The sequence below is a fragment of the Agromyces sp. C10 genome, assembly GCF_023217995.1.
GTDB lineage: Bacteria > Actinomycetota > Actinomycetes > Actinomycetales > Microbacteriaceae > Agromyces > Agromyces indicus.
The window spans coordinates 225,768-240,562 of record NZ_JALPSX010000002.1; the positions used below are offsets into that span (position 1 = coordinate 225,768).

Here is a 14,795-nt window from a genome sequence, read left to right on the forward strand (position 1 = left end):
GATGCGCATCTTCGACCCGCACATCCACATGTCCTCGCGCACGACCGACGACTACGAGGCCATGTACGCCGCCGGCGTGCGCGCGCTCGTCGAGCCGTCGTTCTGGCTGGGCCAGCCGCGCACGAGCGTCGGCTCGTTCGTGGACTACTTCGACGCGCTCACGGGCTGGGAGCGGTTCCGGGCGTCGCAGTTCGGCATCCGCCACCACTGCGCCGTCGCGCTGAACCCGAAGGAGGCGAACGACGCGCGTTGCCGCGAGGTGCTCGCGGAACTGCCGCGGTTCCTCCGCCGCGAGTCGGTCGTCGCCATCGGCGAGACGGGCTACGACTCGATGACCGCCGAGGAGGACGAGGTGCTCGAGGCGCACCTCGCGCTCGGCGTCGAGCACCGCCTGCCGGTCATCGTCCACACCCCGCACCGCGACAAGAAGTACGGCACCCGCCGCACCCTCGAGGTGATCGCGGACTCGGGCATCGAGCCGGGCCTGGTCGTCCTCGACCACCTCAACGAGGTGACGGTCGAGATGGTGAAGGAGTCGGGCGCCTGGATGGGCTTCTCGATCTACCCCGACACGAAGATGGATGCCCACCGCATGGTGGCGCTCCTGCAGCGGTACGGCACCGAGCGCGTGCTCGTGAACTCGGCGGCCGACTGGGGCCGCTCCGACCCGCTCCTCACGGCGAAGACCGGCGCGGCCATGCTCGACGCCGGCTTCGACGCGGCCGACGTCGACCGCGTGCTCTGGCAGAACCCGGTCGAGTTCTTCGCGCAGAGCGGCCGGCTCGACCTCACGCCGCTGCCCGGGTTCGCCCTCGCCAACGCGCCCGAGACGTTCTCCGGCAACTCGGTGCGACGGGGCGGGGCGGATGCCACGGTGCCGGCCGTGCCCGAGGCGGCGCGCTGATGCACCTGTCGTACTGCACGAACGTGCACCCGGCCGAGGACCTCGACGGCGTCATCCGCCAACTGCGCGAGGCCGCCGGACCGGTGCGCCGCGCGGCGGGCCTCGCCGTGCTCGGCGTCGGACTCTGGCTGCCCGCGCCGCTCGCGGCACGGCTCGCGTCCGAGCCGGAGGCGCTCGCGCGACTCCGCGGCACGCTCGACGACGAGGGGCTCGAGGTCCGCACCCTCAACGCGTTCCCGTACGAGGCGTTCCACGCCGAGGTCGTGAAGCTCGACGTCTACCGCCCCGACTGGACCGATCCCGCGCGGCTGGAGTACACCGTCGACGCCGCCCGCGTCCTCGCGGCGCTGCTGCCCGACGGCGCCGACGGCTCGATCTCCACGCTGCCGCTCGGCTGGCGCGACGGGTGGGACGCCGCCGCCGACCGCGCGGCGACCGACGCGCTCGCGGCGCTCGGGGCGGAGCTGCGCGCCATCCGCGCCGAGACCGGCCGGACCATCCGCCTCGCCGTCGAGCCCGAGCCGGGCTGCACCCTCGACGACGTCGACGACGTCGTGGCGTGGCTGGCGGCGCGGCGCGACCGGCTCGACCTCGATCTCATCGGCGTGTGCCTCGACACGTGCCACCTCGCGGTGTCGTTCGCCGACCCCGCCGAGGCCGTCGAGCGGATCGCCGCCGCCGGCCTCCGCGTCGTGAAGGTGCAGGCCTCCGCCGCGCTGCACGTCGAGCGCCCGGCCGACGCCGACGCGCGCCGAGCCGTCGGCGCCTACGCGGAGGACCGCTACCTGCACCAGGTGCGCGAGGACGCCCCCGGTGGCGTCATCCGCGTCGACGACCTGCCCGAGGCACTCGCGGAGCTGCCCGCGACGGCGCCGTGGCGCGTGCACTTCCACGTGCCGCTGCACCTCGTGCCCGAGCCGCCGCTCGCGTCGACGACCGACGTGCTCCGCACGGCGCTCGCCGCCGTGCGCGCCGTGCAGGACGTCGACCAGGTGCACCTCGACGTCGAGACGTACACGTGGTCGGTGCTCCCGGGGGCGCCGGTCGACCTCGTCGACGGCATCGCGGCCGAGCTCCGGTGGGCGCACGCCGAGCTCCTCGAGGGAGCGGAGCAGCCGGCATGAGCGCCAAGGTCCTCCTGCTCGACGTGGTCGGCCTCACCGCCGACGCCCTGCGGCACATGCCGCGACTCAGCCACCTGGCCCGCGCAGGGGCGCGCGCCGAGCTCGGCACGGTGCTGCCGGCCGTCACCTGCTCGGTGCAGTCGTCCGTGCTCACCGGGCGCATGCCCTCGGGGCACGGCATCGTGGGCAACGGATGGTACTTCCGCGAGCTCGGCGACGTGCTGCTGTGGCGCCAGCACAACCGCCTGGTCGAGGGCGAGAAGCTCTGGGAGACCGCCCGCCGGCGCCGCGGGGGCGACTACACGAGCGCCAACCTCGGCTGGTGGTACGCCATGGGCGCGACGACCGACCTCACCGTGACGCCCCGCCCGATCTACCACGCCGACGGGCGCAAATCGCCCGACTTCTACGCCCGGCCACCCGCGCTGCACGACGAGTTGCGTCACGAGCTCGGCGAGTTCCCCCTGTTCCAGTACTGGGGGCCGACCGCGTCGATCCGCTCCACGCAGTGGATCGTCGACGCCACCCGCCGGGTGCTCGATCGCCCGGATTCGCCCGACCTGACGATGGCGTACCTGCCGCACCTCGACTACGACCACCAGCGCTTCGGTCCCGACTCGCCCGAAGGGCGTCGCGCCGCCGTCGAACTCGATGCGGCCATGGCGCCGTTGCTCGACCAGGCCGAGGCGCAGGACGTCACGGTCGTCGCGCTCGCCGAGTACGGCATCGCGCGGGCCGACAAGCCGGTCGACGTCAACCGGGCACTGCGACGCGAGGGCCTGCTCGAGGTGTACGTGCAGGACGGCCGCGAGCAGCTCGACCCGTGGACCTCGCGCGCGTTCGCCGTCGCCGACCACCAGGTCGCGCACGTGTACGTGGCGGACCCGGCCGACGAGGCGCGCGTCGTGGCGATCCTCCGCGACCTCCCGGGCGTCGACGAGGTCCTCGACCGCGAGGCGCAGGCCCGGTACGGGCTCGACCACGCCCGGTCGGGCGAGCTCGTCGCGGTCGCCGAGCCGGGGGCCTGGTTCACGTACTACTTCTGGCTCGACGACGACCGCGCGCCCGAGTACGCGCGGGGCGTCGACATCCACCGCAAGCCCGGCTACGACCCGGCCGAGCTGTTCTTCGACCCCGCCGACCGGCTCGCGAAGGCGAAGGCGGCCGGCAACCTCGCCCGCAAGGCGCTCGGCCTCCGCTACGCGATGAGCACCGTGCCCCTCGACCCGTCGTGCGTGCGCGGCACGCACGGGCGCCTGCCCGACTCGGCGGCCGACACCCCGCTGCTGCTCGCGTCCGACCCCCGCTTCCTCGACGGCGCGGGCGACCGCGTCCACGCCACCGACGTCCGCGACCTGGTCCTGCACTGGCAGGGCCTCGGAGCGTCCGCCACGTCCGACCCCCACGAAAGGATCCGAGCATGACCGACTCGCCCGCCTCCACGCACCCCGTCACGCTGTTCACCGGCCAGTGGGCCGACCTGCCGTTCGAGGAGGTCGCGCGCCTGGCATCCGAGTGGGGCTACGACGGCCTCGAGATCGGCATCGGCGGCGACCACCTCGACACGAAGCTCGCCGACGAGGAGCCCGGCTACCTGAAGGAGAAGCTCGAGCTCCTGAAGCGCTACGACCTGGAGGTCTACGCGATCTCGAACCACCTCACGGGCCAGGCGGTGTGCGACGACCCGATCGACTTCCGCCACCAGGCGATCGTGCGCCCCTACACCTGGGGCGACGGCGACGCCGAGGGCGTGCGGCAGCGGGCCGCCGAGGACATGAAGCGCACGGCGCGCGTGGCGCGGAAGCTCGGCGTCGACACGGTCGTCGGCTTCACCGGCTCGAAGATCTGGCAGTACGTGGCGATGTTCCCGCCCGTGCCCGCGTCGGTGATCGACGCCGGCTACGAGGACTTCGCGAACCGGTGGAACCCGATCCTCGACGTGTTCGACGACGAGGGCGTGCGGTTCGCGCACGAGGTGCACCCGTCGGAGATCGCCTACGACCACTGGACCAGCGTGCGCACCCTCGAGGCCATCGACCGCCGCCCGGCGTTCGGCTTCAACTGGGACCCGAGCCACATGATGTGGCAGGGCGTCGACCCGGTCGGCTTCATCTGGGACTTCCAGGACCGGATCTACCACGTCGACTGCAAGGACACGCGCATCCGCACGGCCAACAGCCGCAGCGGCATCCTCGGTTCGCACCTGCCGTGGGGCGACCCGCGGCGCGGTTGGGACTTCGTCTCGACCGGTCACGGCGACGTGCCGTGGGAGGACGCGTTCCGCGCGCTCGACGCGATCGGCTACACCGGCCCGATCTCGGTCGAGTGGGAGGACGCCGGCATGGACCGCCTCCACGGTGGGCCGCAGGCGCTCGAGTTCGTTCGCTCCCTCATCTGGCCGCGCCCGACCGCGTCCTTCGACGCGGCGTTCTCGAACCAGTAGGCGAGCGGATGCCGCGGGCGGGAGCGCTCGCCCGCGGCATCCGTCGACGGCTACCGGCGCTCGGTGACGGTGCCCTGCTTCAGGTGCAGGCGCCGCTCGGCGCGCCGGGCCACGGCAGAGTCGTGGGTGACGATCACGAGCGTGAGGCCGCGGTCGCGCCAGAGGCCCTCGAGCAGGTCCATGATCTCGTCGCGGGTCTGCTCGTCGAGGTTGCCCGTCGGCTCGTCGGCGAGCAGCACCTCGGGCTCCTTCACGAGCGCGCGAGCGATCGCGACGCGCTGCTGCTGGCCGCCCGACAGCTCGCCGGGCACGTGATGCGTCCGGTCGCCGAGCCCGACCGACTCGAGTGCGGCGGTCGCGCGGCGGCGGCGCTCCTCGGCCGGGACGCCGAGCGGGTCGAGCGCCGTCTCGACGTTCTCGAGCGCGGTGAGCGTGGGGATCAGGTTGAAGCCCTGGAACACGAAGCCGATCTCCCTCGCCCGCACGTCGCCGAGCTTCGCATCGGGCAGGGCCGACAGGTCGGACTCGCCGAGCGCGACGCGTCCCGACGTCGGCCGGTCCAGCGCGCCGAGCAACTGCAGCAGCGTCGACTTGCCGCCGCCCGTCGGGCCCTGGACGGCGACGAGCTGCCCGCGCGGGATCGTCAGGTTCACGTCCGTCAGCGCGGCGACCGTGCGCTCCTTCTGCGGGTAGGTCTTGGAGACGTTCTCGAGGGTGTACATGGGTGGGTCCTTCCGTGGTGCGGTGCTGGGTGGTCGAGCGGATGCCGGCGGCATCCGTTCAGGCGACGCTGCGGAGCGCCTCGGCCGGGCGGAGCAGGCTCGCGCGCCATCCGCCGATCGCGCCGGCGAGGAGGCCGCCGAGTACGGCCAGGCCGACGGCGAGGGCGACGACGGTGGCGGTCACGGGTGCGGTGAGCACCACCTCGGTCGACGCCTGCATCGCGTCGAACGGGTTGCCGCCGCCGAAGCCGGCGGGTCCGTCGGCGGAGGCGTCGGGTGCCGACGTGGTGGCGAGCGTCGGCGCGATCGCATTGACGACGGCGATGCCGATGAAGCCGAGCACGAGGCCGGCCGCGCCGCCCAGGAGGCCCTGCACGAGCGATTCGCCCGCGACCTGGCCGGTGATGCGGCGGTTCGACCAGCCGATCGCCTTGAGCGTGCCGAACTCGCGCGTGCGCCGGGTGACCCCCTGGATCGTGAAGAGGATCGCGATGAGGAACGCCGCCGCGAGCACCGCGACCGACAGCCACAGGCCGAGGTTCGAGACGAGCTGCGACGCGGTGCCGAGCGAGCCCGACACCGTCGCCGCGAGGTCCTCGTGCGTGCTCACCTCCTGGTCGGGCAGGGCCGCCTCGAGGTCGGCCTTCACCGAGGCGATCATCGACGCCGACTCCGCCTGCACGGCGATGTCGGAGACCTGGCCCTCGAGGCCCGAGACCTCCTGCGCGACGTCGAGGGGGATGTAGGCGTTCGATGCGGTCGTGGCATCTGCCGAGGTCGACGCGACCGTGCCGACCACCTCGAATTCGGTGCCGCCGAGGTCGATCGTGTCGCCCACGGCGAGCCCCTCGCTCGTGGCGTGGTCGGCGTCGAGCACGGCGACCGCCCGTCCGGCGTCGTCGGCGTCGAGGCCGCGTCCGTCGACGACCTCCACCGCGCTGAGCGGGCCGACGGCATCGGCGGCCGGGTCCACGCCGGTCACGGTCGTGCTCGACACGTCGAAGGCGCCGCCGGCGAAGCCGCCGGCGTCCCCGGGTGCGGGCAGCGCCACGTCGCCGTCGGTACCGCCGGGGGGCGCGGGCAGCTCGCCGTCGAAGGCCACGTTCGTGAGGCTGAGGGTCGCGGATGCCGCGGCCACGCCGTCGACCGACCGGGCGGTCTCGAGCGTTGAGGCGTCGAACGTCGACGAGCCGGGGCCGGGCGTGAGGATGGAGTTGCTGAGCTCCGTGGTGCTGCCGTCCTCGGCCGTCGCGCCATCCTCCTGCCCGAACTCGAAGCGGACCCCGGGCGGGCCCTCGCCGTCCCCGGGCGCCGTCGGCGCCTGCGAGACGGTGAGGTCGGTTCCGACGCCGTAGACGGACTCGAGCGCGGCGGCCTGCGCGTCGCGCACGCCCGTCGAGACGGCGTTGACGATCATGACCAGGGCGATCGCGAGCGCCATGCCGGCCGCGACGATCGCGGTCTGCCTGCGGCGCCCGGCCAGCTCGCGCCGGAGGTAGGTGAAGAACATGGTGGGGTCCTCGAGGGTCGGCGTGCACCCACCGGTCGGCGGGCTCGCTCCGGACGCTAGGCACGCCCGCTGTGGTCCGGCGATGCGTCGCCCCTGCGTCGGCTATGCCGACCTCAGTCGAGTCGCAGGTACTCCTCGAGGGGCACCCCGTCGATGAGGATGCGCGCCTCGGACGCCCCGGTGGCCGTCATGGCGGTGCGCTCGAGCTGCGCTTCGAGTCGCGGGTCGTCGCACATGCCCCGCAGCAGGGGCCGACCCGTGAGCTCGACCGTCACGGTGCCGTCGGCCTCCAGGCGGCCGTCGACGTAGTCGAGCGAGCCGCCGGGCACGGCCGTGTACAGGCCCGTGTCGACGGTCTCGCCCTCGGGCGTCTGCAGCAGCCTGGTGATGCTCGCACGCAGCGGGTCGTCGGTCGTGATGGGCTCGGTCGGCACGGCCACCAGGCTGTCGCCGCAGCCGATCGGCTCGCCCGACGCCCCGTCGTCGCCGACGCGGACGAGGTACAGGGTGAGCGGAGCAGGGGTCGCGTCGGGTCCCGGGGGCGTCGGCGCGGGCTCGGTGGTCGAGGTGGCCGGCGGCGAGCCGGTGGGCGGCGCCGACGTCGTCGGGGCGGGGCCGCCGCCGGTCCCGCAGCCCGCGAGCAGCAGCACCACTGCCGCCGCCGCCGCGGCGGTGGTCGTCCGCCCGAGGATGCCCATCGCGTCACCGCCCCCACCGGAACCGTACGCCCGTCGCGCCCGCGCGGCACCCGACCTTCGTCACATGGCGGGATCACAGGCGGCATCCGCTGGCGTCATAGGAAGCGCACAGGAACACGCGCATACTCGGAACCATGAGCCAGTCGACCACCGCCCCCGGCGCGGGCCAGCGGCCGCAGATCGCCAAGGCCGACGGCAGCCCCGTGCGCGTACTGGTCGTCGACGACGAGCACTCGCTCACCGACCTGCTGAAGATGGCCCTCCGCTACGAGGGCTGGGAGGTGCGCACCGCGTCCGACGGCTTCGGCGCCGTGCGCGTGGCGCGCGAGTTCCGTCCCGACGCGATCGTGCTCGACATCATGCTGCCCGACATCGACGGCCTCGAGGTGCTGCAGCGGGTTCGCGCCGACGGCACCGAGACGCCCGTCCTGTTCCTCACGGCGAAGGACTCCCTCGACGACCGCATCGCCGGCCTCACGGCGGGCGGCGACGACTACGTCACCAAGCCCTTCAGCCTCGAGGAGGTCGTGGCGCGCCTGCGCGGGCTGATCCGCCGCTCGACGCTGACGCTCGCTCAGGCGAAGGATCCGGTGCTGCGCGTCGGCGACCTCACCCTCGACGAGGACTCCTACGAGGTCGAGCGCGGCGGCACGCCCATCGAGCTCACCGCGACCGAGTTCGAGCTGCTCCGCTTCCTCATGCGCAACCCGCGGCGCGTGCTGTCGAAGGCGCAGATCCTCGACCGCGTCTGGAGCTACGACTTCGGCGGCCGCGAGACCGTGGTGGAGCTCTACATCTCCTACCTCCGCAAGAAGATCGACGCGGGCCGCGAGCCGATGATCCACACCGTGCGCGGCGCCGGCTACATGCTCAAGGCCGCGACGTGACGAATCCCGGCGACCCCGGCCACGCGGCCGCGGCCCGGCGCGCCGCCGCCGAGCGGGCCGAGGCGGTCGGGGTGACGGATGCCGCGGCCGCGCGTCCCGCGCCGAAGACCCTGCGCCGCCGGCTGCTCATCGTGGTCGCGGCGCTCGTCGTCCTCGTCAGCGCCATCGTGGGCCTCGTCAGCGTCGCGGTGCTGCACAACCAGCTCGTCGCCCGCCTCGACGCCGCACTCGAGCAGGCCACCGACCGCGCCGGACGCGCGCTCGACGACCCGGGCGGACCGCTGCCGATCCCGCCCGAGGGCGCCGAGGTGCTGCTGCGGATCCCCGGCCAGCCCGTGGGCACCGTCGCCGCCCTCGTCGTCGACCGGACGATCTTCGCGTCGAGCACGATCGACGAGGAGGGCGAGCTCGTCCAGCCGTCGCCGGACGCGCTGCGCACCCTCGCCGCCGTGCCCGTCGACCGCGAACCGCGCACGGTCGAACTCGAGGGCCTCGGCGACTACCGCGCGATCGCCGCGCCCACCAACGGCGGGTACTCCTTCGTGGTGGCGCTGCCGCTCGACGAGGTCAACGCGACCACGGCGCAGCTCGGCATCACGATCGGGATCGTCGCGCTCGCCGGGCTGGCGGGCGCGCTCGCGCTCGGCGCGGTCACGGTGCGCCGCGCGTTGCAGCCCCTCGACCGCGTCACCGAGACCGCCACGGCCGTCTCGGAACTGCCCCTCGCGCGCGGTGACGTCGAACTGCCGGAGCAGGTGCCCGTCGACGACGAGCGGACCGAGGTCGGCCGCCTCGCGACCTCCTTCAACCGGATGCTCGGCCACGTGGCATCCGCCCTGTCGGCCCGGGAGCAGTCGGAGCGGAAGGTGCGACGCTTCGTCGCCGACGCGAGCCACGAGTTGCGCACGCCGCTCGCCTCGATCCGCGGCTACGCCGAGCTCACCCGCATGCACGGCGGGGAGCTGCCGCCCGACGTCGTGCACGCGATCGGGCGCATCGAGTCCGAGTCGCTGCGGATGACCGAGCTCGTCGAGGACCTCCTCCTGCTCGCGCGCCTCGACGAGGGCCGCGAGCTGCGCCGCGATCCCGTCGACCTGCGACAGCTCGTGGTCGACGCCGTGGGCGACGCGCAGGTCGCCGGACCCGACCACGACTGGCGCGTGGCCGTCCCCGCCGAGCCCGTGACCGTCGCGGGCGACGCGTCGCGACTGCACCAGGTGCTCGCGAACCTGCTCGCGAACGCCCGCGTGCACACGCCCGAGGGCACGAAGGTCGTCGTGCGCCTGCAGCCGGTGCCGTCGACGGATGCCGCGGGCGACCGGGTCCGCATCACCGTGACCGACGACGGTCCGGGCATCGGCCCGGACGTGCGGGCGACCCTGTTCGAGCGCTTCGCCCGCGGGGACGCGTCGCGCTCCCGTCGCGCAGGCAGCACGGGCCTCGGCCTCGCCATCGTGCGCGCGGTCGTCGAGGCGCACCGCGGCACGGTCGCGGTCGACAGCGAGCCCGGCCGCACGGAGTTCGCGGTCGAGCTCCCCGTCGACTGACCCTCGCCGCACCCGCACCCGCGCCCGCACCCCCGCTCCCTGGAGCGCCAGTTGATGCGAACTGCACCGCTCACGCGACCGAGCGGTGCATTCGACATCGACTCGCCGACGGCGCGGCGCCTCAGGGGTCGCTGGACGCGGGACTCAGGATGCGGCGGGGTCCTGAGCTTCGCGCTCGCCGAGCGCGTCGCCGCCGAGGCGGGCGAGCAGGCGAGCGAGTTGCTCGACGTCGTCGGCGGACCAGGTCCGCAGCTTGGCGTACAGCTGCTGCTGCATGCGCGAGCTGCGCTGCCCGACGCGCTCGATGGCGACGGGCGTGGGCTGGATGATGCGTGCCCGGCCGTCCTTCGGGTCGGGGACGCTCGTCGCGAGACCCAGCGCCTCGAGCTGCTTGACCTGGCGGCTCACGACGCTCTTGTCGATCTCGAGCGCCTCGGCGACGGCGCCGGCGTTCATCGCGCCGCGCCGCACCACCGCGGAGAGGATCTTGTACCCGACGGGCTGCAGGTCGGGGTGGACGGCGGCCGCGGCTTCCTTCCACACGGCGCGCACGCGGACGAAGAGCAGGCGCAGCTGCTCCTCGACCGACGCGATCTCCTCGTCGGTGGCCGGGCGGGGGTCGGCCGCGGGGGTGGCGGTCATGCGGCCGATCCTATTGCCCGGTCCGCCCGGCGGGTCGGCCGGCGCCGGCGTCGACGGCGGGGTCGTGCGCGAGGCCGACGGGCGTGAGGGCGACGGATGCCGTGGCCGTGTCGATCGCGGCATCCTCCGCATCCTCGAGCTCCCGCTCGCGCCCGGCCGCGGCATCCGGCCCCTGCTCGGCCTTCGCGCGCTGGATGGCGTTCTGCGTGCCGAGGTCGACGTTCGGCAGGAACGCCACGGCGATGAGCGTCACGATCGCGAGCGGCACGGCGGCGAGGAAGACGGTGCCGACGCCCGTGCCGTAGGCCGACTCGACCACGATGCGGAGGAAGTCGGGCAGGGCGGCGATCTGCGGGATGGTGCCCTCGCCGAGGGTGCGTGCGGCCTCGAGCTGCTGCTCGGGCTCGAGCGCGCCGACGCCCTCGCGGATGCGGTCGGCGACCACCGTGCCGAGGATCGAGCCCATGACCGCGACACCGACCGTGCCGCCGAGGCTGCGGAAGAACGTGACGGCGCTCGTCGCGACGCCGAGGTGGCGGACCTCGGCCGTGTTCTGCACGACGAGCACGAGGTTCTGCATGAGCATGCCGACACCCGCGCCGAGCACGAACATCGAGATGCCGACGTACCAGAAGGGCGTGTCGTAGTGCAGCTGCGAGAGGCCGACGCTGCCCGTGATGAGGAGCACGCCGCCGGTCACCATGAACGCCTTCCACTTGCCGCGACGGCTCACGAGCGCGCCGATCACGGTGGAGGCGATGAGCACGCCCGCCATCATCGGGATGGTGAGCAGGCCCGACTCCGTGGGCGTCGCGCCCCGGGCGAGCTGCATGTACTGGCTGAGGAAGACCGCGGTGCCGAACATCGCGACGCCGACCGAGACCGACGCGACGACCGAGAGCGTGAACGTGCGGTTGCGGAAGAGGCCGAGCGGGATGAGCGGCTCGGCCGCGCGCAGCTCGACGACCACGGCGATCGCCAACAGGACGACGGCGCCGCCGACCATCGCGAGCGTCGCCCACGAGATCCACTCGAAGTCGTTCCCGGCGAAGGTGACCCAGAGCAGCAGGAGCGAGACGCCGGAGGAGATCAGGACGATGCCGGCGTAGTCGATCGACACCTTCGTCCTGGGGCGCTTCGGCAGGTGGAGCGTGCGCTGCAGGAGCACGAGCGCGACGACGGCGATGGGCAGGCCGACGAAGAAGTTCCAGCGCCAGCCGATGCCGTCGGTGATGACGCCGCCGAGCAGCGGGCCGCCCACGGTCGCGACGGCCATGACGGCGCCGAAGAGGCCCGCGTACCGTCCGCGCTCGCGCGGGCTGATGATGTCGGCCATCACGATCTGGCTGAGGGCGGCGAGGCCGCCGGCGCCGAGTCCCTGGAGGACGCGCATGGTGATGAGGGTGCCGGTGTCCTGCGAGAAGCCGGCCACCGCCGACGCGACCACGAAGATCACGAGGGCGAGCTGCAGCAGCAGCTTGCGGTCGAACAGGTCGGCGAGCTTGCCCCAGACGGGCGTGGACACCGTCGTGGCGAGGAGCGTCGCGGTGACGACCCACGTGAACGCCGACTGGTCGCCCTCGAGGTCGCTGATGATGACCGGCAGCGAGCTGCCGACCACCGTCGACGCGAGCATCGACACGAACATGCCGAGGAGCAGCCCGGAGAGGGCGGTGAGCACCTCGCGGTGGGTCATGCCGGAGTCGGTGCCTGGCGGGGCGGTGCGGGCGGCGTCGGTCATGGGGCTCCTGATCTGATTGACAAAGGTCAACTATAAAGAGCCGGTGGACCTCGGTCAACTATTCCCACGGCGCCCGGTTGCGCCGATTTGGCGGCGCCCGCGGCATCCGTTACCCTTGTCGAAGCCGAAGACCGCTGGTCGTCGTGCGCGTCGCAAGACGGGCCGACCGAAGCTCTGCGAATGCAGGGGCCCGCGCAGGTGTGACGAAGACTTTCCGGGTTTCCCGAATCGAGCTCCGCGCGTCTGCGCCGGAGCTCTTTCCATTTCCGGCCCGTGTTCGTGAGAACCGGCCAGCGCTCCGAGGCCGTGCACCGCCACCGCGATGCACGTTGAAGACACAAGGAGTGGCCATGGCGAACAAGGAAGCCGCGGTTGCCGAACTCACGAACCTGTTCGAGAGCTCGACCGCCGTTCTGCTGACCGAATACCGCGGCCTCACTGTTGCCCAGCTCAAGACGCTGCGCAAGTCCATCAGTGGGGACGCGAGCTACGCCGTGGTGAAGAACACGCTGACCAAGATCGCGGCGAACAACGCCGGCATCTCGTCGTTCGACGACGAGCTCGCCGGTCCGTCCGCGATCGCGTTCGTGCACGGCGACCCGGTCGCCGTCGCGAAGGCGCTGCGCGACTTCGCCAAGGCGAACCCTCTCCTCGTGGTCAAGGGCGGCTACTTCGATGGCAAGCCCCTGACCGCCGAAGAGGTAGGCAAGCTCGCCGACCTCGAGTCCCGCGAAGTGCTCCTGGCGAAGCTCGCCGGCGCCTTCAAGGCCTCGCTGTTCGGAGCCGCATATCTGTTCAACGCACCGCTCTCGAAGGCCGTTCGCACGGTCGACGCGCTGCGTGAGAAGCAGGAGTCCGCTGCGTAGGCGCGAGCCTCTCAAGCGGTGAGTAACCAGAGAATCCAAGGAGAAGAAATCATGGCGAAGCTGTCCACTGAGGAGCTGCTCGAGCAGTTCAAGGGCCTGACCCTCATCGAGCTCTCGGAGTTCGTCAAGGCGTTCGAGGAGACCTTCGAGGTCACCGCGGCCGCCCCCGTCGCCGTTGCCGGCCCCGCTGCCGCTGGCGGCGGCGCCGCTGCCGAGGAGGTCGAGGAGAAGGACTCGTTCGACGTCATCCTCGAGGCTGCCGGCGACAAGAAGATCCAGGTCATCAAGGTCGTCCGCGAGCTCACCTCGCTCGGCCTCGGCGAGGCGAAGGCCGTCGTCGACGGTGCTCCGAAGGCCGTGCTCGAGGGCGCGAACAAGGAGACCGCCGACAAGGCGAAGGCCGCCCTCGAGGAGGCCGGCGCGACCGTCACCCTCAAGTAATCCGCGCCCGCGTCAGCGGGTTCGCAGCTTGAGGTGACCTGCGTCACCTGAAACGAACGGATGCCCCGTGGTCCATGCGACCACGGGGCATCCGTCGTCTGCGGGCAGCGGATGCCGCGGCATCCGTCACCGCGGGGGAGCCGTGGTGCTGCTGCGCACCACGAGCCGGGTCGCGAGCGGGCGATCGGCCCAGCCGCGCTCGTCGCCGGAGGGGCTCTCACCGAGCGCCCGCATGACCTCCTCGACGGCGATGCGTCCCTGGTCCTCGGGGTACTGCTCGACCGTCGTCAGGCCGAACAGCTCGGCGTACTCGTGGCCGTCGAAGCCGATGACCGACAGCGCCGACGGCACCGCGATGCCGAGGCGCTCGGCCGCGCGCATCACGCCGAACGCGATCTCGTCGGATGCCGCGAACACGGCCGTGGGGCGCGCCGCGGGATGACCGAGCAGCTGCAGTCCCGCCGAGTAGCCGCCCGGCAGGGTCATCTCGGCCTCGAGGACGCCGCCGTCGACGCCCGCGGGCTCGAGCCCGGCGGCGCGCATCGCGTCGAGGAAGCCCTCGCTGCGCAGGCGCTGCACGCTGCGCGCGGCGGAGCCCGGGGCCGCGCCGGCAAGATGGGCGATGCGGGTGTGGCCGAGCTGGATGAGGTGCTCGGTCGCGAGGCGTCCGGCCGCGCGATCGTCGACCGCGAGGCGCGGTGCTCCCGGGGCGTCGCCGCCGAGCACCACGATGGGCTTGCCGCGCAGCCCGATCACGTCGACCTCGCGCTGGTCGAGGTCGACGCCGACCGCGATGACCGCGTCGACGCGCTTGCGCGCGAGGAAGAAGTCGAACACGCGGTCGCGCTCGGGACCCTCGAGCGCGAGGTTGTAGAGCGTGAGGTCGTAGCCGGCGGCCAGCAGCGCCCGCTCCGCCCCCTCGAGCACCTCGCCGAAGAACCACCGGTTCACGAACGGGATGACGATGCCGACGTTCTTCGTCCGGCCGGTCACGAGGCTCGCCGCGTTGGGGGAGGCGATGTAACCGATCTCGGCGGCGGCGGCCGTCACCCGGCGGCGGGTGGCCTCGGAGACGTACCCATGGCCGGAGAGCGCTCGCGACGCCGTGGACTTCGAGACCCCGGCGAGACGGGCCACGTCGGTGATCGCGGCCATCCTCGCCTCCCTCCATCGGGCCTGCGAAACGGAGTGTACGCCGAAATCGACGCAATGTGGAACCGTTCCCATCCGGCGGACCCGTCACCGGATCGTGACCGGCGCGGCTCTTGCC

14 protein-coding genes are annotated in these 14,795 nt (G+C 72.8%); 8 read left to right on the forward strand and 6 right to left on the reverse strand.

The window, feature by feature from the left end; translation table 11 throughout:
- Position 1: 1 nt before the first annotated feature.
- The 4 genes from M1L56_RS03380 to M1L56_RS03395 are packed head-to-tail and all read left to right on the forward strand — an operon-like array spanning position 2 to position 4,471.
- Positions 2-904: a TatD family hydrolase gene (locus M1L56_RS03380; protein WP_248598157.1), complete on the forward strand. Its 903-nt coding sequence runs from the start codon at positions 2-4 to the stop codon at positions 902-904.
- The gene (gene eboE, locus M1L56_RS03385) at positions 904-2,028 is read left to right on the forward strand and encodes a metabolite traffic protein EboE (protein WP_248598158.1); all 1,125 of its coding nucleotides are present in this window, start codon (positions 904-906) and stop codon (positions 2,026-2,028) included. The genes M1L56_RS03380 and eboE overlap by 1 nt, the downstream gene beginning before the upstream one ends.
- Entirely contained in the window at positions 2,025-3,452 is a 1,428-nt protein-coding gene (locus M1L56_RS03390; protein ID WP_248598159.1) for an alkaline phosphatase family protein, read from the forward strand. Before eboE ends, M1L56_RS03390 begins: the two co-directional genes overlap by 4 nt.
- Positions 3,449-4,471 carry a sugar phosphate isomerase/epimerase gene (locus M1L56_RS03395; RefSeq protein ID WP_248598160.1) on the forward strand — a complete coding sequence of 341 codons (1,023 nt, stop codon included), beginning with the start codon at positions 3,449-3,451 and terminating at the stop codon, positions 4,469-4,471. Before M1L56_RS03390 ends, M1L56_RS03395 begins: the two co-directional genes overlap by 4 nt.
- 50 nt (positions 4,472-4,521) lie before the next feature.
- On the opposite strand, the gene M1L56_RS03400 is transcribed toward M1L56_RS03395, so the two are convergent.
- The 3 genes from M1L56_RS03400 to M1L56_RS03410 all read right to left on the reverse strand — a co-directional run bounded on the left by M1L56_RS03400 (position 4,522) and on the right by M1L56_RS03410 (position 7,401).
- Entirely contained in the window at positions 4,522-5,193 is a 672-nt protein-coding gene (locus M1L56_RS03400) for an ABC transporter ATP-binding protein (RefSeq protein WP_248598161.1), read from the reverse strand.
- Between the two features lie 58 nt (positions 5,194-5,251).
- Positions 5,252-6,703, reverse strand: coding sequence for an ABC transporter permease (locus M1L56_RS03405; protein ID WP_248598162.1), 1,452 nt, complete (start codon positions 6,701-6,703; stop codon positions 5,252-5,254).
- A gap of 113 nt (positions 6,704-6,816) precedes the next feature.
- On the reverse strand, positions 6,817-7,401 hold the full coding sequence (locus tag M1L56_RS03410; protein ID WP_248598163.1) for a GerMN domain-containing protein: 585 nt from the start codon (positions 7,399-7,401) through the stop codon (positions 6,817-6,819).
- A gap of 134 nt (positions 7,402-7,535) precedes the next feature.
- On the opposite strand from M1L56_RS03410, the gene M1L56_RS03415 reads away from it, so the two are divergent.
- Together M1L56_RS03415 and M1L56_RS16060 are read left to right on the forward strand one after the other, a co-directional pair.
- Entirely contained in the window at positions 7,536-8,288 is a 753-nt protein-coding gene (locus M1L56_RS03415) for a response regulator transcription factor (RefSeq protein ID WP_248598164.1), read from the forward strand.
- Positions 8,285-9,835, forward strand: a complete 1,551-nt coding sequence (locus tag M1L56_RS16060; protein ID WP_248598165.1) for a HAMP domain-containing sensor histidine kinase — start codon at positions 8,285-8,287, stop codon at positions 9,833-9,835. The genes M1L56_RS03415 and M1L56_RS16060 overlap by 4 nt, the downstream gene beginning before the upstream one ends.
- 144 nt (positions 9,836-9,979) lie before the next feature.
- Here the strand turns inward: M1L56_RS16060 and M1L56_RS03425 are convergent, their stop codons facing one another.
- On the reverse strand, positions 9,980-10,477 hold the full coding sequence (locus M1L56_RS03425) for a MarR family winged helix-turn-helix transcriptional regulator (protein ID WP_248598166.1): 498 nt from the start codon (positions 10,475-10,477) through the stop codon (positions 9,980-9,982).
- 10 nt (positions 10,478-10,487) lie between these two features.
- Entirely contained in the window at positions 10,488-12,218 is a 1,731-nt protein-coding gene (locus M1L56_RS03430; RefSeq protein WP_248598167.1) for an MDR family MFS transporter, read from the reverse strand.
- Positions 12,219-12,568: 350 nt separating this feature from the next.
- Between M1L56_RS03430 and rplJ the strand changes: the two genes are divergently transcribed.
- Positions 12,569-13,084 carry a 50S ribosomal protein L10 gene (gene rplJ / locus M1L56_RS03435; protein ID WP_067947896.1) on the forward strand — a complete coding sequence of 172 codons (516 nt, stop codon included), beginning with the start codon at positions 12,569-12,571 and terminating at the stop codon, positions 13,082-13,084.
- Between the two features lie 51 nt (positions 13,085-13,135).
- The gene (gene rplL / locus M1L56_RS03440; protein ID WP_248598168.1) at positions 13,136-13,525 is read left to right on the forward strand and encodes a 50S ribosomal protein L7/L12; all 390 of its coding nucleotides are present in this window, start codon (positions 13,136-13,138) and stop codon (positions 13,523-13,525) included.
- A 126-nt stretch (positions 13,526-13,651) separates the two neighbouring features.
- Here the strand turns inward: rplL and M1L56_RS03445 are convergent, their stop codons facing one another.
- A complete protein-coding gene (locus M1L56_RS03445; protein ID WP_067947899.1) occupies positions 13,652-14,680 on the reverse strand; it encodes a LacI family DNA-binding transcriptional regulator in 1,029 nt (342 codons plus the stop codon).
- Positions 14,681-14,795 lie beyond the last annotated feature (115 nt).